Source organism: Candidatus Bathyarchaeota archaeon (assembly GCA_026014735.1).
In the GTDB taxonomy this organism is placed as follows: domain Archaea; phylum Thermoproteota; class Bathyarchaeia; order Bathyarchaeales; family Bathycorpusculaceae; genus Bathycorpusculum.
Genome location: JAOZHT010000004.1, coordinates 277,789 through 295,481, shown reverse-complemented (window position 1 = coordinate 295,481; position 17,693 = coordinate 277,789). Strand labels below are relative to the sequence as shown.

22 protein-coding genes, 1 tRNA gene and 1 pseudogene are annotated in these 17,693 nt (G+C 52.6%); 18 read left to right on the top strand and 6 right to left on the bottom strand.

What is annotated here, in order from left to right; all coding sequences use genetic code 11:
- The first annotated feature begins 7 nt into the window (after positions 1-7).
- A complete protein-coding gene (locus tag NWE93_14095) occupies positions 8-871 on the top strand; it encodes a hypothetical protein (GenBank protein ID MCW4001360.1) in 864 nt (287 codons plus the stop codon).
- On the opposite strand, the gene NWE93_14090 is transcribed toward NWE93_14095, so the two are convergent.
- From NWE93_14090 to NWE93_14080, 3 genes are all read right to left on the bottom strand, one after another.
- Positions 868-1,296, bottom strand: a complete 429-nt coding sequence (locus NWE93_14090; protein ID MCW4001359.1) for a CoA-binding protein — start codon at positions 1,294-1,296, stop codon at positions 868-870. The genes NWE93_14095 and NWE93_14090 overlap by 4 nt on opposite strands.
- A gap of 3 nt (positions 1,297-1,299) precedes the next feature.
- A complete protein-coding gene (locus tag NWE93_14085; protein ID MCW4001358.1) occupies positions 1,300-2,232 on the bottom strand; it encodes a trypsin-like peptidase domain-containing protein in 933 nt (310 codons plus the stop codon).
- Between the two features lie 91 nt (positions 2,233-2,323).
- Positions 2,324-2,402, bottom strand: a tRNA-Met gene (locus NWE93_14080).
- 130 nt (positions 2,403-2,532) lie between these two features.
- Here NWE93_14080 and NWE93_14075 point away from each other — a divergent pair.
- The 16 genes and pseudogenes from NWE93_14075 (at position 2,533) to NWE93_14000 (ending at position 15,194) form a co-directional block, all read left to right on the top strand.
- A complete protein-coding gene (locus NWE93_14075) occupies positions 2,533-3,204 on the top strand; it encodes a PAC2 family protein (protein MCW4001357.1) in 672 nt (223 codons plus the stop codon).
- A gap of 12 nt (positions 3,205-3,216) precedes the next feature.
- Entirely contained in the window at positions 3,217-3,450 is a 234-nt protein-coding gene (locus tag NWE93_14070) for a hypothetical protein (protein MCW4001356.1), read from the top strand.
- A gap of 158 nt (positions 3,451-3,608) precedes the next feature.
- Positions 3,609-4,187 carry a hypothetical protein gene (locus tag NWE93_14065; GenBank protein MCW4001355.1) on the top strand — a complete coding sequence of 193 codons (579 nt, stop codon included), beginning with the start codon at positions 3,609-3,611 and terminating at the stop codon, positions 4,185-4,187.
- Positions 4,188-4,276: 89 nt separating this feature from the next.
- On the top strand, positions 4,277-4,444 hold the full coding sequence (locus tag NWE93_14060) for a hypothetical protein (GenBank protein ID MCW4001354.1): 168 nt from the start codon (positions 4,277-4,279) through the stop codon (positions 4,442-4,444).
- Positions 4,432-5,433 (top strand): ATP phosphoribosyltransferase, encoded by a 1,002-nt coding sequence (gene hisG, locus NWE93_14055; GenBank protein ID MCW4001353.1) that lies wholly within the window; start codon positions 4,432-4,434, stop codon positions 5,431-5,433. The genes NWE93_14060 and hisG overlap by 13 nt, the downstream gene beginning before the upstream one ends.
- Positions 5,412-6,713 (top strand): histidinol dehydrogenase, encoded by a 1,302-nt coding sequence (gene hisD, locus NWE93_14050; protein MCW4001352.1) that lies wholly within the window; start codon positions 5,412-5,414, stop codon positions 6,711-6,713. Before hisG ends, hisD begins: the two co-directional genes overlap by 22 nt.
- The gene (hisC, locus tag NWE93_14045; GenBank protein MCW4001351.1) at positions 6,710-7,834 is read left to right on the top strand and encodes a histidinol-phosphate transaminase; all 1,125 of its coding nucleotides are present in this window, start codon (positions 6,710-6,712) and stop codon (positions 7,832-7,834) included. Before hisD ends, hisC begins: the two co-directional genes overlap by 4 nt.
- On the top strand, positions 7,831-8,406 hold the full coding sequence (gene hisB, locus NWE93_14040; GenBank protein MCW4001350.1) for an imidazoleglycerol-phosphate dehydratase HisB: 576 nt from the start codon (positions 7,831-7,833) through the stop codon (positions 8,404-8,406). The genes hisC and hisB overlap by 4 nt, the downstream gene beginning before the upstream one ends.
- Before the next feature lies 1 nt (position 8,407).
- Positions 8,408-9,013: an imidazole glycerol phosphate synthase subunit HisH gene (hisH, locus tag NWE93_14035; GenBank protein ID MCW4001349.1), complete on the top strand. Its 606-nt coding sequence runs from the start codon at positions 8,408-8,410 to the stop codon at positions 9,011-9,013.
- Between the two features lie 4 nt (positions 9,014-9,017).
- Positions 9,018-9,743, top strand: coding sequence for a 1-(5-phosphoribosyl)-5-[(5-phosphoribosylamino)methylideneamino]imidazole-4-carboxamide isomerase (gene hisA, locus NWE93_14030; GenBank protein ID MCW4001348.1), 726 nt, complete (start codon positions 9,018-9,020; stop codon positions 9,741-9,743).
- A gap of 3 nt (positions 9,744-9,746) precedes the next feature.
- The gene (hisF, locus tag NWE93_14025; protein MCW4001347.1) at positions 9,747-10,550 is read left to right on the top strand and encodes an imidazole glycerol phosphate synthase subunit HisF; all 804 of its coding nucleotides are present in this window, start codon (positions 9,747-9,749) and stop codon (positions 10,548-10,550) included.
- A pseudogene (gene hisI / locus NWE93_14020) lies at positions 10,547-10,876 on the top strand (phosphoribosyl-AMP cyclohydrolase). The gene hisF and the pseudogene hisI overlap by 4 nt, the downstream one beginning before the upstream one ends.
- 148 nt (positions 10,877-11,024) lie before the next feature.
- Positions 11,025-12,080: an AmmeMemoRadiSam system radical SAM enzyme gene (gene amrS, locus NWE93_14015; protein MCW4001346.1), complete on the top strand. Its 1,056-nt coding sequence runs from the start codon at positions 11,025-11,027 to the stop codon at positions 12,078-12,080.
- A gap of 151 nt (positions 12,081-12,231) precedes the next feature.
- Positions 12,232-12,675 carry a hypothetical protein gene (locus NWE93_14010; GenBank protein ID MCW4001345.1) on the top strand — a complete coding sequence of 148 codons (444 nt, stop codon included), beginning with the start codon at positions 12,232-12,234 and terminating at the stop codon, positions 12,673-12,675.
- Between the two features lie 75 nt (positions 12,676-12,750).
- The gene (locus NWE93_14005) at positions 12,751-13,599 is read left to right on the top strand and encodes a coenzyme F420-0:L-glutamate ligase (GenBank protein ID MCW4001344.1); all 849 of its coding nucleotides are present in this window, start codon (positions 12,751-12,753) and stop codon (positions 13,597-13,599) included.
- Between the two features lie 101 nt (positions 13,600-13,700).
- A complete protein-coding gene (locus NWE93_14000) occupies positions 13,701-15,194 on the top strand; it encodes an acetate--CoA ligase family protein (GenBank protein ID MCW4001343.1) in 1,494 nt (497 codons plus the stop codon).
- On the opposite strand, the gene NWE93_13995 is transcribed toward NWE93_14000, so the two are convergent.
- From NWE93_13995 to NWE93_13985, 3 genes are all read right to left on the bottom strand, one after another.
- The gene (locus NWE93_13995) at positions 15,191-15,577 is read right to left on the bottom strand and encodes a CTP-dependent riboflavin kinase (protein MCW4001342.1); all 387 of its coding nucleotides are present in this window, start codon (positions 15,575-15,577) and stop codon (positions 15,191-15,193) included. The genes NWE93_14000 and NWE93_13995 overlap by 4 nt on opposite strands.
- An 18-nt stretch (positions 15,578-15,595) precedes the next feature.
- Positions 15,596-15,964 (bottom strand): hypothetical protein, encoded by a 369-nt coding sequence (locus NWE93_13990; GenBank protein MCW4001341.1) that lies wholly within the window; start codon positions 15,962-15,964, stop codon positions 15,596-15,598.
- Positions 15,965-16,110: 146 nt separating this feature from the next.
- Entirely contained in the window at positions 16,111-16,398 is a 288-nt protein-coding gene (locus NWE93_13985; GenBank protein MCW4001340.1) for a hypothetical protein, read from the bottom strand.
- A gap of 29 nt (positions 16,399-16,427) precedes the next feature.
- Here NWE93_13985 and NWE93_13980 point away from each other — a divergent pair, with 29 nt between their 5' ends.
- Positions 16,428-17,585: a hypothetical protein gene (locus NWE93_13980; protein ID MCW4001339.1), complete on the top strand. Its 1,158-nt coding sequence runs from the start codon at positions 16,428-16,430 to the stop codon at positions 17,583-17,585.
- Positions 17,586-17,693 lie beyond the last annotated feature (108 nt).

The window sequence follows — 17,693 nt, the reverse complement described above, 5'->3', positions numbered from 1 at the left end:
TATTTGAGTGTCCTTTGAAGTTCAAGAATTACCTGACGTTATCCGCATAGTTGTTCTTCTGAATTTAACCAAAGGTGCTAAACTTAAAAGGCAAACGCTCAAACGCCGCATCGACCGCGTCTGCTCTAAACGTGCCTGCATCGACACCTCAGAGCTCGATAAAGCCCTCCGCGAGATGGCAGCTGAAAAACTCATCGTGGAAGAAGACGAATACGTCTACCTGACGCCTCAGGGCCAAAAACTCGGCAAGGAATGGGAGAGCCTGCTGCTGAAGAAGGAACCCATCATGGAGGTCGTGGCCGGCTTGGTAGATGGCTCCATCACTAGCCTCGTGGTTATCCTCTCCGCCTTCATAGCCACCTTCACGGGAACATCAAGTTTTCTGTCTAATCAACCCGCCGTCATCTTCGCCGCTTTCCTCACGTTAAGCGCCGTCTCCATCACCAACTTCTCCAGTTTCCTGCTAGGAGGCATCACTGAGGACCTCAACGACATCATGACCCTGCAGAACCTGATGAACTACAGCCTCAGCGACATCCCCGACAAGAAAGAACGCGACAAATCCCTGATGCTGGTGCAGAAACTCTTTGTGCTGCTGGGAAAAGAAATCCACCGCTCCAACCTCTACGCCGCCATCATCTGCGGAGTCACAACCTTCATAGCCGGCATCATCCCCATAGCAACCTATCTGGCGTTGCCCATGTACTATAACGTCGGCGTCTCGCTGCTGCTGGTCACCGGCATCGTAGGCGTATTTCTGGTCCGCTACCGCAGCAAAAAAACCCGGGTGAACTGGAAAATCACCTTAGCGGAAACCTTCGCCATAGTCCTCATCGCCACCATTGCCTCGCTGATTCTAGGCGGCGCCTAATGCAGCAGCCTAAAATGCTCCTCCATCATACACTTATTCATAACCACAGCTAACCCCGCCTTCTGTGCTAGGGCAGCCGAATGCAAATCGGCAACGCCCATCTGCATCCAAACCACCATGGGGCGCCCAAGCCTCCGCTTAAGCATGATGGCTTGCTCGACGATCGGCGCGACCGCGTTGCTTCGCCGAAAAATATCCACCACCTCGATGCTGCACTGGATTTCCGGGGGCACTTCAAGGAGGCTGCCGTAGCTTTTTTGTCCCAGCGCCGATTCGATGTTGGGGTTAACGGGGATTATTCGGTAGCCATGTTTTTGGAGGTACGCTGCGACGCTGTAGCTGGGTTTGCCTGGCTCGTCAGATAACCCCACGACGGCGATCACCCGATATTTGAGCAGGATTTCGCGGATTTGGCTCTGGCTCATCTACTATGGCGCCTCGCTGAGTTTAAGGTCAAAGTAGTATTCGCGTCCTCCCCTAACCGCGAAAACCCGGGTTGCCTCGCCTACGCCTCGCCGCTGCACCTCAGACACTAAATCCTCGATTCTGCGGGTTTCCACGTTGCCGATCTGCAGGATGATGTCGCCTTGAACCATGCCGGCTGCCTGCGCTGGGCTGCCAGATGCCACCTTAGTCACGTAGACTCCGTGGTCCACGGGTAAGCTGTAGTAGCGAGCCACTTGCGGCGTCAGCGTTAAGCCGACGATGCCCAGCCAGGGTTTAGGTTGGGCGCCTTCGGTGATTAAGTCGTGGGTGCAGCGTTTAGCCGCGTTTATGGGGATGGCAAAGCCGATGCCCTGCGCGTAGGGAATGATGGCGGTGCTTATAGCCACCACTTCACCCGATACATCCAGCAGGGGGCCGCCGCTGTTACCGGGGTTGATGGCTGCGTCGGTCTGCACCAGCCCCTCGATTAAGCCACGTTCGGATTCGATGGTGCGGTTTATGGCGCTGACTACGCCGCTGGTGACGCTGGGTCCGCCTGCGAGGCCGAAGGGGTTGCCGATGGCGTAGACCCGCTGCCCCACCCGCAGCTTCTCAGAGTCAGATAACTGCGCCGAGGGCAAATCCGCCGCCTCCACCTTAACAACGGCTAAGTCATGGATGGCGCAGTTGCCCACCAAGGTGCCCTCTAGGACCTGGTTGTTCCAGAGGGTTACAGTGATTTTTTCTGCGCCGCCGACCACGTGGTTGTTGGTTAAGATTAAGCCTGCTTGGTCGATGATGGTTCCTGAGCCCATGCCGCCCACGGGCACGGCTTGGTAGAAGATGTTGTGGACTAGCTTGACGGTGGATATGTTGACGACGCTTTTGCTGGCTTTCTCTATAATGTCTAATACCGTGGTTTCATCGATTGACAAGCAGTTTTCCCCAAAAAAGATGAAACGGCGGTTTTAATAAAGCTTGCAAACCCGTTTTGCGCAAGAAAAGCTAACGGTTGCTGAAAAGTGTTGGTAGCGGGGAGTAGATTTGAACTACTGATCTCTGGGTTATGAGCCCAGCGGGTTAATCCTGGCTACCCCACCCCGCTACATATACTTAGACAAACCAGGCTTGGGTGAACCCTATAAACATCACCTCGAATATTAATAGTTTCTTTTTCGCCTACTGCAAAAGGATTTTAGTGTCGAGTTTATTTCCCTAAGGGCGGATGGACACTGATGGATAAGCCCTACCTACGTAAACTCACCAACCCCCCCTTAGACAACCCAATCTTCGTTCAGGGGCTACCGGGCTTCGGCAACGTAGGACGAATAGCGGCTCATCTGCTCATCAAATTCTGCGACGCTAAACCCTTCGCGGAACTCTACTCGCCCACCTTCCCCGACTACATCGGCATATCCACCAAAGGCATCGCGCACCTGCCCAGATACGAATTCTATTATGCGCCCATGGAGAAAAACAACCTCATCATCATGACAGGCGAAGTGCAGCCCAGCTTCGACGACGTCGTCGCCCACTATGTGGTCTGCGATTCCGTGTTGGATTTTGTGGAGGAAATCGGCTGCCACTTCGTAGTCACCATGGGCGGAGTCCCCATAACCGAGGATAAAGCGCAGGTGTACATCGCCGCGTCTTCGCCGCGTCTTGCTGCTGAATTCATGGAGAAGGGCGGAGTCATCTACAGTAAGGGCAAAATCGTGGGGGGCACGGGCTTAACTTTGGCTTTGGCGAAGGAACGTAAAATCGACGGGGTCAGTTTGCTGGGTACAACGATGGGTTTTAAGGCGGATAAGGGCGCTGGATTTTTGGTTTTCAAGTTTTTAATGAAGGCTTTAGGAAAAGAAATAAAAGAAGGTTTTGTAGACAACAATCCAATTGAAGAGCAATAAGAGTGGGGATGCATGACTGAAGTTAACCAAGAAGTTCAAGTAAGCGGAATCGAATCTAAATCCACCCGAATTACCCTGACGTTTCTCTCAGTGATTTTGCTGTTCGCCGGCCCCACATATGTGCCGTACCTACTGGGAAAAGTGCTGGGTCTAAACTACTTTGCCTCCATAGGCGTTGGCTTTGCCCTGTTCGTGGTGGGCTTAGGCATGCTGATCTATTTGATCCGCAAGAAAGTCATAACCTAAACCTTATTTTCCAAAATTTTTGCCTCAGATACCCTAGAGTGCATCATCAGTCAGCTTTTTAATCTCTTCATCGGCACCCCATTAGGGCAAGCCCAGTTTAATTAACGTTCTTTAGTTTATTTTGAATTCGTTTTGCCAATACATAAGGCATATTATGTATGGCTGAGAAAATATCGGTTATGCCAGGTAAGCCTCCGCTTCCATCTAAGGGCGACGAAATCAAGCGCACCACCATAATTTTGGAGCGGAGCGAACGCGAATACATCGAATCCCTCATCGCGGAGGGCAAAGAAGCCGGCATCAAACAGCTCATCTCCAAGATGCTGGACATTTACCGAAGCCTCAACATCGACGACTGGAATTTCCCAGGCGAATACTACTGCGGCATCAGCAGAATCGCCATCATCAACGTGGAGCTCATAAACATCTTCTCGCAGTACGTGCCAAAAGAGAAATTTCATGAAATCGGAGCCCGCATGGGCAACGCCCTCAAAGTGTCCATTCAGTCCACACTGGGCATTGACTCTTCCAACAAAGAAAACTGGGAAGCCATCTTCAAACGCCTAAAAGTCCAAGGTTTAGGCGACTTATACCTAAAAGACCGCTTCCTGCTCATCAAAGCACCGGTCATCAGCGACGCGGAAATCTGGCGGGGCATTATAGAGGGGCTGCTGGGCGTGGAGTTGGAGACGCAGAATTCTGTGCCGCCCCTGGTTTTCCACATAAAAAAGAATTAGCTGAGGCCGCTCCTGTTCCATAGTGTTTTTTGAAGGTTAAATATTAGTGGAACGGTTTATTAGGGTGAGCGCTGTTGTGGTGTCGTTTAGTGACGTATGATGAGGGATTGCGTTCATACAAGGCGATTGCCTTCATTGAAAGCTTAACGAAATCTTATTGTAAATTAGGCGCAGCCCCCCAGCAAAACGTTTCTGCAAAACAAAACCAAACCAGACTACTCTCTAAACGTTTAGGTGAAAATTTATGGATAAAATAAAATTTGCAATACCCAAAGGCTCCCTGGAAAAAGCAACAGCCGAATTCTTCAGCAAATCAGGCTTCAGAATAGGCGCCTCAGACCGCACGTACCGACCAAGCATAAACGACCCCCAAATCGAGCTAAAAGTGCTGCGTCCACAGGAAATCCCCGTCTTCGTAAACGAGGGCTTGCAGGACATAGGCATCACCGGCGAAGACTGGGTCCGCGAAAACAGAGCCGACGTCGAGGTGCTGCAGAATCTGGAGTACGGCAAAATCCGCCTCGTCATCGCCGTGCCAAACAGCGTCCCCGAAGGCACCACTCTGGGCGAATTCATGGAGTCAGTGTGGGCGGAGGGCAGAAACTTCCGAGTCAGCACCGAATACCTAAACATCGCCAGCGAGTACCTCAAAAACCTGCCCCAGTACAAGGCACGCTTCGGCGACGCCGACCCCCAGCTGGTGACGCCCTGGTGGCGCAAAGGCGATAACCCCCGCGCAAAAATCTTCCTCTCGTTTGGCGCCACCGAGGCTAAGCCGCCGGAAAACAGCGATTGCATCATGGATGTAACTGAGACAGGAACCACCATCGAAGCCAACAACCTCCGAATCATCGAAACCGTCATGCGCTCCGCCGCCGTCCTCATTGCCAACAAAAAAACGATGGAGGACCCCCAGAAACGCGAAAAAATCTTCGACATCGTCGCGTTGCTCAAGGGTGTAGTGGATGGCTCTAAGCGGATACACATCTTTGTCAACGTCAAAAAGGAGAACCTGCAGACATTGCTAACGGAGTTGCCGGCGCTGCGAAACCCAACTATCTCGCCGCTAGCCGACGAGTCCTGGGTGGGCGTCAACACCGTCATCGAGAAGGACTGCTTCCTTGAGTTGCTGCCGAAGATCCGTAAGCTTGCGCAGGGATTGGTGGTGTATGAGCCGCGTCAGGTTTTGGCGCTGGATGAGATTGCACGGAGAAGCGAAGGTCAATGCAGGAAGGACCAGCAGTAAAAGTTTGGGAATCAAAGAATTTACCCGCTGACTGGTATCGGCGCCAGCAGGTGGACCAGAAAGCCACAGGCGAACTGGAAGCCCGCGTCCAAGCCATCATAGCCCAAGTTAAAGCCGAAGGAGACAATGCGCTCCTTGACTTTGCCTTCCGATTCGACAACGCTAACCTCACAGCCGAAACCCTCCGAGTTACCCCCGAAGAGGTCGAGGAAGCCTACGGCAAAGTCAGCCCCCAGCAGGTCGCCGCCATAGAATTCATGAAGAAACGGGTAAGCGTCTTTCAGAGGCAGCTTTTATCCAGCAGCGACGTGCGAGCCTTCAACGAGGGCATCATGGTTCAGACTGTGCTGCGTCCCATCGAAAGCGTCGGCTGCTACGTGCCCGGCGGGCAAGCCGCTTACCCCAGCACTGTCGTGATGACTGCGCTTGTCGCTAAAATCGCAGGTGTCCGCCGAATCGTGGTTTGCTCGCCCTCCGACGCGGCTGGCAAGGTGAATCCGCTGGTTCTGGTTGCCTGTGGCATCTGCGGTGTAGACGAGGTCTACAAGGTCGGCGGCGCCCAAGCCATCGCCGCACTCGCGTATGGCACAAAAACGATAGCGCCTGTCCGCAAGATTGTGGGTCCAGGCAGCAAATACGTCACCGCCGCCAAAGTGCAGGTTTCCCAGGACGTCGCCATAGATATGCCGGCAGGTCCCAGCGAAGTGCTGGTGCTGGCAGATGAAGCAGCAGATGCGCGGCTAATCGCCTACGACATGATTTCTCAGGCGGAACACGGCACCGACAGCGTCGCGGCGCTTATAACTCCCTCCGCCAAGCTTGCCACGCAGGTCCAGGAGAACCTTGCAGCATTCACCGCGGTGGCGCCCAGAGCAGATAAAATCGCTGAATCCCTCAGCAAATACGGCTTCATAGTGGTCTGCAAAGACCTTGATGAAGCAGTGAAGTTAACTAATCAATTCGCCGCCGAGCACCTTGAAGTCCTAACAAAAGACGCCAGCGTCCTCGCCGGGCGCCTCGTCGCAGGCTTAATCCTCATCGGCCCCTACAGCCCCGTGCCCCTAAGCGACTACGCCAGCGGAACCAACCATGTGTTGCCTACAGGCGGCTTTGCACATGCCTTCTCGGGGCTCTCCGCAGTGGATTTTATGCGGCGAGTCAGCATCGCAGAATGCAGCCGCGAGGGCCTCGAGAAAGTCAAAGCGCAAATTAAAGTTCTAACGGACACAGAGAACCTTCCCAACCACTACAAGGCCGTAGCCGCGAGGTTTGGGCAATGAGCGCATCTTACCAGGCTTGGCTAGAGCAGAAACTCAAGAAGCTGGAGGCCATTGACTGCTACAGCGCCGGCGCTACACCCGAAACCATAGCGAAGCGGCTTGGCGTGGATGAATCGGAAATTGTGAAGCTGAACTTCAACGAGAACCTCTTCGTTGACCGCGCAAGGCAGACCCAGCTGATGAAGGAGCTGGCAGAAGAAATCGATTTGCGCATGTACCCCGAGGATGAGGAATCCAAGCTTCGAGAGGAACTCACCGGCTACATGGGGGTGCCCGCGGATTACTTGGCGATAAGCAACGCAGGCGACGAATTAATCGACCGCGTAGTGCGGCTCTTCATCGAGAAAGGCGACGTCGCCGTCTCGTTTACGCCCACCTTTGCGATTCCGCGGCTCTGCGTGAAGCGCCAAGAAGGCGACTACGTAACTGTACCGCTGAAAAGCGACTTCCAGCTGGACGTTGAGGGCATGCTGGCGGTTTTCTCGGATAAGACGCGTTTACTCTACATCTGCAGCCCCAACAACCCCACCAGCAACCAGATGAAGCCACAAGACATCGAAAAGCTGGCAAAAGCGTTCCCCGGCATAGTCATCCTCGACGAAGCCTACGGAGAATTCGCCGACTACAGCTTCGTGAAGCGCATCCGAGAATTCCCCAACATGATAATCCTACGCACGTTTAGCAAAGCCTTCGGACTTGCGATGCTGCGTCTGGGCTACGCAGTTGCAAACCCCCCGCTTGCCACAATCCTCCGAGAAAAAGCGCCGTTGCCCTATCCTGTGAGCGGCTTCACGATTCGCATGGGCATCAAGATGCTCCAAAACCAAGACATCGAACGGACAGCAGTAGCGGCGCTTGTAGAGGAGCGGGGAAAACTCATAAAGCAACTTAACCAGATTGAGGGCGTACAAGCATTTCCTTCGCAGGCGGACTTTGTGCTCATCAACACCGCCCGACCCGCTGATGAAGTCTACGAGAAGCTTCTGGCGCGGGGCATCATGCTCAAGAAGTGGGGCAAATTACTCAGCTACCCCAACTGCTTCCGCGTTACCGTGGGGTTGCCCGCGATGAATGCGAAGCTGATTGAGGCATTAAAGGATATTCAAGGTGACAAAACATGAGGACAGAAGAGGTTACTCGAAAAACCAAAGAAACCACCGTGAAAGTCAAAGTGAACCTAGACGGCGAAGGCAAAGCCCAAATCAAAACACCCGTGCCGTTCCTAAGCCACATGCTCACCTCGCTGGCCACGCATAGCCTAATCGACATCGAAGCCTCCGTGGAAGGCGACCTCGTTCACCACATGGTCGAAGACCTCGCCCTCGGCTTAGGCGAAGCCCTAAACAAGGCGCTGGGCAGCCGCGAAGGCATCGCACGCTTCGGCAACGCCGCCGCCCCCATGGATTGCTCGTTGGCATTCTGCGCCGTGGACCTAGTGAAGCGCCCCTACTTCGTAATCAACCTCAAACTCAAAGGACGAAAAGTGGAGGAAATGCCCACCGAAGACATCGTGCACTTCTACGAGTCCCTAACCCAGACCCTGCAGGCTAACGTGCACATCTACGTGGAATACGGCAGCAACGACCACCACAAAGCCGAAGCCGCCACCAAAGCCCTCGCGCTTTCGCTGCGCCAAGCCATCGCCCAGGATCCCCGCCGCAGAGGCGTCCCCAGCAGCAAAGGAGCCATGTAGCGTGGCAAACGCAGTCATATTCGACTATGGCGTAGGCAACTTGCTGAGCCTCAAAACCGCGCTGGAGAAAGCAGGCTTAGATGCATCCATCGGCACCACCGCCGCGGACCTTAAAGGCGCAGATGCCATCGCATTGCCCGGCGTAGGCAGCTTCACCGCCGCGCTTGAGCAACTGGGCAAAGTCAAAGAGACCCTGCAGGCTAAAGTCTCAGAGGGCACGCCGCTGTTAGGCATATGCTTGGGGCTGCAGTTGTTCTTTGAATCCAGCGAGGAGGGCCCCGGCGAGGGCTTAGGCTTCTTCGGCGGCAGAAACATGCAGTTGCCATCTACCGTGAAGGTGCCGCATATGGGCTGGAACACCCTGAGCTTCACCAAAGCCAACCCGCTCTTCGACGGCATCGACGAGGGCACCTACGTTTACTTCGTCCACAGCCTCTACCCCGCGCCCAAAGACCAAAGTATAGTGGTTGCCAGAACCGAGTACGGCACAACCTTCACCAGCGCAGTCGCCAAAGGCAACATCTACGGCACCCAGTTCCACCCCGAAAAATCAGGCGACGTCGGCCTGAAAATCCTTAAAAACTTTGCGCGGGCAGTTGTAAGGTGATTTGATGCAGCTTATTCCCGCAATTGACCTTATGGGCAAAGAAATCGTGCGTTTAACCCGAGGCAAAGCCGAAACCGCCAAAGTCTACACCGAACAATTCGGCAAACCCCTGCAGGCAGCGGAGCGGTGGCGCAACGAAGGCGCAGGCAAACTCCACATCATCGACCTCGACGCAGCGTTTGGCATCGCAGATAACCGTGACGTCATCGCGGAAATCGCAAAAAACGTTTCCTTGCCCATTCAGGTGGGCGGAGGCATACGCAGCTACGAGGTCGCGGAGAAGCTTCTCAAGGTAGGCGTCGCACAGGTCATTTTGGGCTCCTTAGCCTTCAGTGACCCCGCCGTAATCGAGCAAATCCAGAAGCGGTTTGGATATGACTCCGTCATCGTTGCCCTTGACAACCGTGACGGCCGCATCATGGTGGAGGGATGGCAAACCGAGACCCCCATGACTGTGGAGATGGCGCTGGAGAAATACGCCGAGCTTGGAGTCGAAACTTTCCTTGTAACCAGCATCGTGCAGGATGGGATGCTAACAGGGCCCGACTTGCAGACGCTCAGCTTCGCAGCCCAGTACCCTAAAGCCAAAATCATCGCGGCAGGCGGAATCGGCACCATCGGCGACCTCGCGGCGCTTAAAGAAATCGGCTGCAGCGGCGCAGTTATTGGAAAAGCCCTATATGAGGGAAGGTTCACTTTGAAGGAAGCTTTAGAGAAGATAGGAGCCTAAAAGATGCCGCTTGCAAAAAGAATCGTGCCCTGCCTCGATGTGGACCACGGAAAAGTCGTTAAATGCATAAATTTCCTTAACCCCAAATGCGCAGGCGACCCCGTGGAGATGGCCAAGCGCTACAGCGACGACGGAGCCGACGAACTTGTCTTCCTCGACATCACTGCATCCAGCGAGAAACGCGACATTATGCGCCGATACGTGGAGGGCGTCGCCAAAACCATCAGCATCCCCTTCACCGTCGGAGGCGGCATCCGAAGCGTAGCAGACGCAAGGGCGGTGCTATGCAGCGGCGCAGACAAAGTCTCCGTTAACACAGCAGCCGTCGAGAACCCCAAACTCATCACTGAACTCGCCAACGTATTCGGCAGGCAATGCGTGGTCTGCGCCATCGATGCCAGACGCAACCGTACCCCAACCGAGGGCAAAATCACCGTGGACACCGCGGAGGGTAAACTCTGGTTTGAAGTGGTTACCTACGGCGGACGCAAACCCACCGGCATCGACGCCCTCGCATGGGTCAGACAAGCAGAGCAGCTGGGGGCAGGCGAGTTTTTGGTGACTTCGATGGACCGCGACGGCACCAAAGACGGCTACGACATCGAGCTCACACGCGCCATCAGTGAACGCGGCAACGTACCCGTCATCGCCAGCGGCGGCGCCGGGGAACCTAAGCATCTGCTTGACGTGTTCACGGAGGGCAAAGCCGACGCGGCGTTGGCAGCCTCGATTTTCCACTACAACCAGTATCCTGTCCCAGTTGTGAAGGATTACCTGCGTAAGATGGGGGTGACTATACGAACATGACCCCCGAAGAATTACTTGCAAAACTTGATTTCAGCAAAGGCAACGGACTCATACCCGTCATCACCCAGGACGCTAAAACCAAGGCGGTGCTGATGCAGGCATATGCCAACAGAGAAGCCGTCGAACTCACCCTTAAAACCAAGAAAGCCACCTACTGGAGCCGCAGCCGCAACGAAATCTGGGTGAAAGGCGAAACCAGCGGAAACACACAGAAAATCGTCTCCGTCGCCACCGACTGCGACTACGACTCGCTGCTATACATAGTTGAGCAAACCGGACCAGCCTGCCACACCGGAGAATACAGCTGCTTCTACAACAAACTCCTCTAACTTTTCTTTTTGTTTTTCAAAAAAACTTAAAGTCATTAAACAAGCATAATATACTGGCAACTCTACAATAACCAAGCATTCTAAATCAAGCGCCTGTAGTTAACGCTTTTAAAGCGTTTTCTCTTTCTATCCTTTGTGAATTGTTATGTCTCTGCATGAAGCTATGCTCTACACCCGCGAAAAAGACCAAAAAACCAAATGCTGCCTCTGCGCCCGCCGCTGCCAAATCAGCCCCGACGCACCCGGCTTCTGCCTCGTACGCCGAAACGAAGGCGGCGCCCTCTTCACCCTCAACTACGGCAAAGCCGTCTCCGCAGGCGTGGATCCCATCGGCAAAAAACCCCTCAGCCACTTCAACCCCGGCGCCTTGGTGATGTCGATTGCGGCGGCTGGCTGCAACTTTCGCTGCCAATTCTGCGATAACTGGATGATAAGCCAGGACCACGATGTCGCCGGAAGAGATTTCCCCCCTGAGGAAGTGGTTAAAGCCGCACAGAATGCAGGCTGCCAGGGTATAAGCTACACCTATACTGAACCCACCATCTTCATGGAGTACGCCTATGACACCGCTAAGCTAGCAAGGCAGGCGGGGCTGTTTAACACTTTTGTCACCAACGGCTACATGACGCCCGAAGCTGTCCAGACCATCGCACCCTACCTTGACGCGGCAACCGTGGATTTTAAGGGAGGCGCCGACCCGGCCTTTTACCGCTCCGTCATGGGGGTGCCTGATGTGAAACCCATCTTTGAGAGCCTAAAAGAACTCAAACTCTGCGGCGTACATCTGGAACTCACCAACCTGGTTGTGCCCGGCGGCGGCGACTCGATGGATCGCATCCGCGAGTTAGCTAAATGGGTAAGGGATTATCTGGGGCCTGATACGCCGCTTCATCTGCTCCGGTTTCACCCCGAATACAAAATGAGCACGGTTCCAGCTACCTCCGTGCAGACTATGGAGCAAGCCTACCTTACCGCCAAAAACCAGGGCCTCAACTACGTCTACATCGGCAACGTGCCGGGCCACCCCGCTGAAAACACGGTTTGCCCCAACTGCGACACCCCGGTGATTCGCCGAGAAGCCTTCGATGTAATCCAGTGGAACCTCACCGAGGACATGCATTGCCCCGTCTGCGGACAAACAATCCCCATCAAAGGCAAACTCCACCAGAATGCCCAACGGTTCCCCTATGCCCTGTTCTGACGCTGATTCATTATAAAGAAATGCTTATCTTAAACGGGTTGTGGAGCTATCCGCAAGCAGAACAAAAAATTTGTCTCCAGGTGCCTTTGAGGGCAGCTAGGCAAACGCTATATAGTTAATCTGTCTAATTCCATTTCTTAAGGGACAATAAATGAAAAAATCGGTATTACTCGGAATTGTTGCGATTGTAGTTATTGTAATAGTTGTTGGAGCGTATGTGGTGGGTTCTGGAATGCTGAATCAGCCTGCGGCAACCCCGACGCCTTCTCCGACCCCTGAACCCGTCGTCCAGGAGACCGTCAGGGACTCAGCGATGACGTATATTGCCGCCAACCATGAAGACATCGCATCGTTAACCACTGATCTCACTTGGAGCGGTGGAAGACAGGAAACGGGGCTTGTCGGCTCAGAAACCTACATCTACACTGCAGGAAACTGGAATGTAACAATCACCAACCCTGTTGTTCTTGACCCAATCTACACAATCAGCGCCGTCTACAATGACACTGCAAACCAAGTTACCATCGATTGGCAAGGCACATATCAAAACGAAACCATCACCGAAACCGACTACGACTACATTGTACCAACCTAAACATCAACTCTCCACATCTTTTTTATTTACGCTTATTAAGCAAGCAGATTAGACCATAATAGCAGTGCCAACTATATGCACCGGTATCAGGCTTTAGCAGTCTCCACCAGCTACTGGAAACCAAACAGCAACTACCTAGCACAGATTCTCAGATCTCTGGAGGGCAAAATCCAAGACGGCGACTTCGTGGTTGTTTCCGAGAAGGCGTTGGCGGTGGCGACAGGCTGCATCCAAGATGAATCACGAATAAAGCCGAACTCAAACGCGCGGTTCATCGCGGGGTTCTGGATGCGGCGGGCATGGGGGTACCCGCTGGGGATACTCTGCGGTTTTGGGCAGCGACTGCTAAAGCGACTGCGAAATTATCCTTCGGCGTCGGGGAGCCGCCACAAGCAGGCTACTCTGGAACATGCGGGGCTGCTTCAGGCGCTGCTGTTTGGGTCAGAGGGCGGCATCGACGGCTCAAACCTTGCCTACTCCTACGTGAGCCTGCCCCTCAAAGACGCCGGGGGGTTTGCAAAGAAAATCCAGCTTCACCTGCAAAGCCAACTCGGCGTCAACGTCTGCGTTGTAGTCGCTGACACCGACAAAACCTACCGCTTCCGCAACTTCTACTTCACCCCCCGCCCAGACCCCCTGATAGGCATACATTCGTTTGGCGGGGTCTTCAGCTACGTTTTGGGGCGTATGCTGCGGCTTAAGCGGAGCTCCACGCCTCTGGCGGTTTGGGGCTGCAAGCTCTCAGCGGGGCAAGCTTTAACGATAACTAACATCGCTGACCGCGCAAGAGGACCCGGCTCAGGCGCCACTGTTTGGGATATGGCTGCGCGTTTCCACGTTGAGGTGGATCAAGTTAGCTGGGAAATGCTTGCTTCTGTGACGCATAAGCCCCTGGTCGTGGTGCGCAGGGTCGTTAAAAGTTAAAAGCGCTGAAAAACTATTTAGGCTAAGATAAGAGAGAACTTTTAGAGGGCAACACATAAAAATGTGCCTTAGAAGCAGTTACCGAAAAAGATGGGATACGTATGGACGCAGAACTTCAGAAGCTAGATGCCTTCTTTAACCCAAAGTCAGTCGCGGTTATCGGCGCAACCAAAAAAGTCGATAAAGCAGGATATGTCATCTTCAAAAACCTCGCCACCAACAAGGACCGCAGCGTCTTTAAAGGCGAACTTTACCCAGTTAACCCCGGCGAAGACTCCATCTTAGGCTACAAATGCCACAAGAGCCTAAGCAAAATCCCCGGAGAAGTCGAACTCATCGTTGTAATTGTACCAGCAAAAATCGTGCCCTCCGTCATGGAGGAGGCAGTGGCTAAAAAAGTTAAAACAGCCATTATCATCAGCTCAGGCTTCAAGGAAGTCGGCAACAAAGACCTGGAAGCCCAAGTTATCGCTGCCGCAGCAAAAGGCGGCATCCGCGTGCTGGGCCCCAACTGCCTAGGCGTATATTACTCCAAAACAGGCATCGACACCCTGTTTCTGCCCGAAACCAAAGTGCTCACCACCGGCGAAGACGTCGTCGCCACCCCCCGTCCGCTCCCCGGCAACATCGCCATGGTCACCCAAAGCGGAGCCTTCGGCGTCGCAGCACTCGACTATCTCACAGGCCGCCAGATGGGCGTAAGCAAATTCGTGAGCTTCGGCAACAAAAGCGACGTAAGCGAATCCGACATTCTCCATTACCTCCTCTATGACAACGAAACCAAAGTTATCCTCGTTTACCTTGAAGACGTCAAGTCAGGGCGGGAGTTCCTAAAAATCGCCAAGAAAGTCACCGTTAAAAAACCCGTTGTCGTCATCAAGTCGGGGCGCAGCGCTGCAGGTGCAAGAGCCGCCGCCTCACATACGGGCGCTATAGCGGGTTCAGATAAAATCTATGATGCAGCTTTTGAGCAGGGAGGAGTGATCCGCGCCCGCGACATGGAGGAGTTCTTTGACATCGGCAAAGCGTTGGCGATGCAGCCGCCTGCCATGGGCAAAAACATCGGTATTCTCACCGACGCCGGCGGACCGGGAGTCATGACGGTGGATGAGCTGGAATCCTTGGGTTTAACGGTTGAGCGTTTCTGTGAGGAAACAGACCGCAAATTCGAGGAACTGAAAGCCAAAGACGTCATCCTTAAAATCGCGGCTACCCACAACCCCGTGGACCTCACCGGCTCAGTTACCGACGACATGTTCGTAACCGCTGCGGACATCATGTTCCAGGACCCGCAGATCTACGGCATCATTCTGTTGGGGCTTCATCATATGCCTGGTCTTCGAGAAAAATACATCGACGGCATCGTTGAAATCAGCAAGAAATACAACAAACCCATCGTTATGTGTGACATCGGCGCAACCGAAATGGCGCTCTACACCCGAAGCCGCTTCGACAGGCTCTGCGTGCCAAGTTTTGAGTCGCCTGAGGACGCTGCCCGAGCCATGGCGGCGCTGGTTTCCTACGGTGAATACCTCAAACGCAACGGATGCGCAGACGAATACATAGCTAAATTCAAGAAGAACTGCAAACCCTAAACAGACACCGTTACCGAAACCACGCTGCCATCCACTAACCCAAATTTCTCCCTCAAACAAACAGCTGCAATGACTTCCAGGACATCTTTTGGGTAAGCAGCCACCTGGGGAATCACCACGGCGCAGGCTTGGTTGCCGATTTGGGCTCGGTAGAGGACGCCGGGGCAGAATCCGCTTTGGGGCACAACCAAAACGCCCTCGGCTTGCTCAATTAACCTGCGTTTCTCTATGCCTGCTTCTGTAAGCCGGAGGTTTAGGGTGCCGTCGTAGGGTACAAAACCCAGCTTCTGCTGTATCTGCTGCTTAACCCAGGGCAACCCCACAAACCGTTTGCCTTCGCCTTTCCCAGAATATACCGTGCCTTCAACGGTTATCTGCGTCAAAACCTGCGCCTTCGCGGCTTAAAGCTGAGATTTCAGCCACGTCGCCACCGACTTGAGGATGAGATCGGAGGATATGTCCACGACGGGCACGATGATTTTCTCTTTGGTTTCAATCGTCTGCATGTAGCGGGGCATAGGTGCAAAACCCACGAAGGTCCAGTAAACCCGCCGCTTCTCAAGCAACTCGCGGGCTACAGTTGTGTTGGAGGCGGATAGCGGAAAATAGAGGAAGACGACGCCGTCTACCCAGTATAACCCAGCTAGTTTGCCGCCTGCGATGACGGAGGTGAACCGAGCGATTTCTTCGGGGCTGCCGAAGCGGGTTTTCTCCATAACAATGATTTCTTTGAAGGGTTCATAGCTGACGGCAACTTCGTTATTGCTCATACTCTGCACCGTTGACACCTAAATGTCGGGGGTTCCCTTTTAATTTTGCCGTACCTGCCCTTGTCTAATCAGAATGGGAACCAAACCGAAGTAGCCCCTGATGCAAACAGCCAATTTGCCGAGGCATCGATATCGCAGGGCTACCCCTATGCGGGGTATCTTTTTTGCTTGATCAGGTTTCCTGTAATCGTTATCAGGATTACGTTGCCATTAACGGTGACTGTTATGTGTTTGGATGCGAGGTTGTAGAATCGGCTGAACCTTTCAGGGATTTCGAAAACCACGGTTTCTCTGTTTTTTTGGATAGGGGCAGTCTCTTTGAAGCAGGCGTTTTGAGCCCATTCGGGCATTTCGTGTCCAGCAACGCCGATGGTGGAGCTGTCTAGGGCAAAAATGTGGGCGCAGTCAAGCCACGCTCCATTTTCATGCAGCAAAAGATCTGCGGTATTGTTCAATTAAATTGATGAGCAATATTGATTCTAAAGAAATAGATGTTATATCGCAAATCGCAATACTAAGAAGTAACATGGAATATTACTGTAACACTTGTAAACAAGCGATAACTCAAGCTGAATACACTTATTCTACATACCATTTTAGAGTACCGCTTTGCCGTGAACACCAAGAAGCAGCCAGAAGAAACGGAAAACAACCAAAAGTCCCCTCAGGGACCAAGAGTCTTGATGAAGTAATCTTCAATTCAAGAGTGATAAACAACCAAAATCCCTCAGTAACCCAAGACCAAATGAAGATAGAGTTAGTGCTCAAAGACGAAAGGGCATTAAGAATTGTGAACAACATACCACCGATTAACAGAGATGAAATTCTCGAGAAATACATAATTCTCGGCGAAATGGTAACTTCCCACGCCGCCATAAGCACAAACAAAGAAACAATAGAAGAGTTCTTTTCACCCCTAAGAAGCGACATAGACCTAATCACCCAACAGTTGAAATTCATAATCCCAACCGTCTCAGCTCCCCCGAAAAAGGGAAAGATGACTGTGGAAACAATCTTTGAAAGCCTAAAAGAACACTTTATTGATGATTCCTTCGAAGATGTCTCAACAAACGCGAAATTCGCGGACATCTCAGCCACCACAGCGGATTCAAAAACACCAATCTTAATTGAACTCAAAGATTACAATGGGACAGTCCCTAACGCTGAAGTTGAAAAGTTCTGGAGAGACCTAGAAAGGCGAAGCACAAAATACGGCATATTCATCTCAATGCGGTCTGGCATCTACAAATGTTCAAGTTGCATAAGCGTAAAAACTGAAATGAACAAAACCGCAGTATTCGTAAACAACAGCGAACTAAACTGGTCTGGGCACATTTTCGCCTACTATGTTATTAAAAAAATCGCAGAAATAGAATCGCTTAAAAGAAGAGAACTAAAAGGAGATGAAATCTCCCAAACAATTTCTAGAGTAAACAAGCATATTACAGACCTCCAAAGAACAGTCGAATCAATTGACCGCATAGCAGATATTGCAGACGGTTTAAGAACAACCTGCAACAAGAAACTTGACGAATTGATCTCATTATCAAATGTGCTCAAGAAGAATCTGAATGAAGGCATAAACGAAATAATAACCGATTTAGAAAAAGTTGAAGCATAAAAATCTCAACGTAGAACCCGGAATGATTACTCGACCTATTGTACTCCAGGTGACCGACGCAGGTTGACGGATGTTTGATATTCATAGCCCTTTCCTGAAAGCATCTCA

What these genes read in the sequence shown, in the direction of transcription:
- NWE93_14090 (MCW4001359.1), bottom strand. Translation starts at nt 1,296, where the DNA reads ATGAGCCAGAGCCAAATCCGCGAAATCCTGCTCAAATATCGGGTGATC.
- NWE93_14075 (MCW4001357.1), top strand. Translation starts at nt 2,533, where the DNA reads ATGGATAAGCCCTACCTACGTAAACTCACCAACCCCCCCTTAGACAAC.
- NWE93_14070 (MCW4001356.1), top strand. Translation starts at nt 3,217, where the DNA reads ATGACTGAAGTTAACCAAGAAGTTCAAGTAAGCGGAATCGAATCTAAA.
- NWE93_14065 (MCW4001355.1), top strand. Translation starts at nt 3,609, where the DNA reads ATGGCTGAGAAAATATCGGTTATGCCAGGTAAGCCTCCGCTTCCATCT.
- hisG (MCW4001353.1), top strand. Translation starts at nt 4,432, where the DNA reads ATGGATAAAATAAAATTTGCAATACCCAAAGGCTCCCTGGAAAAAGCA.
- hisD (MCW4001352.1), top strand. Translation starts at nt 5,412, where the DNA reads ATGCAGGAAGGACCAGCAGTAAAAGTTTGGGAATCAAAGAATTTACCC.
- hisC (MCW4001351.1), top strand. Translation starts at nt 6,710, where the DNA reads ATGAGCGCATCTTACCAGGCTTGGCTAGAGCAGAAACTCAAGAAGCTG.
- hisB (MCW4001350.1), top strand. Translation starts at nt 7,831, where the DNA reads ATGAGGACAGAAGAGGTTACTCGAAAAACCAAAGAAACCACCGTGAAA.
- hisA (MCW4001348.1), top strand. Translation starts at nt 9,018, where the DNA reads ATGCAGCTTATTCCCGCAATTGACCTTATGGGCAAAGAAATCGTGCGT.
- hisF (MCW4001347.1), top strand. Translation starts at nt 9,747, where the DNA reads ATGCCGCTTGCAAAAAGAATCGTGCCCTGCCTCGATGTGGACCACGGA.
- amrS (MCW4001346.1), top strand. Translation starts at nt 11,025, where the DNA reads ATGTCTCTGCATGAAGCTATGCTCTACACCCGCGAAAAAGACCAAAAA.
- NWE93_14010 (MCW4001345.1), top strand. Translation starts at nt 12,232, where the DNA reads ATGAAAAAATCGGTATTACTCGGAATTGTTGCGATTGTAGTTATTGTA.
- NWE93_14005 (MCW4001344.1), top strand. Translation starts at nt 12,751, where the DNA reads ATGCACCGGTATCAGGCTTTAGCAGTCTCCACCAGCTACTGGAAACCA.
- NWE93_14000 (MCW4001343.1), top strand. Translation starts at nt 13,701, where the DNA reads ATGGACGCAGAACTTCAGAAGCTAGATGCCTTCTTTAACCCAAAGTCA.
- NWE93_13990 (MCW4001341.1), bottom strand. Translation starts at nt 15,964, where the DNA reads ATGAGCAATAACGAAGTTGCCGTCAGCTATGAACCCTTCAAAGAAATC.
- NWE93_13980 (MCW4001339.1), top strand. Translation starts at nt 16,428, where the DNA reads ATGAGCAATATTGATTCTAAAGAAATAGATGTTATATCGCAAATCGCA.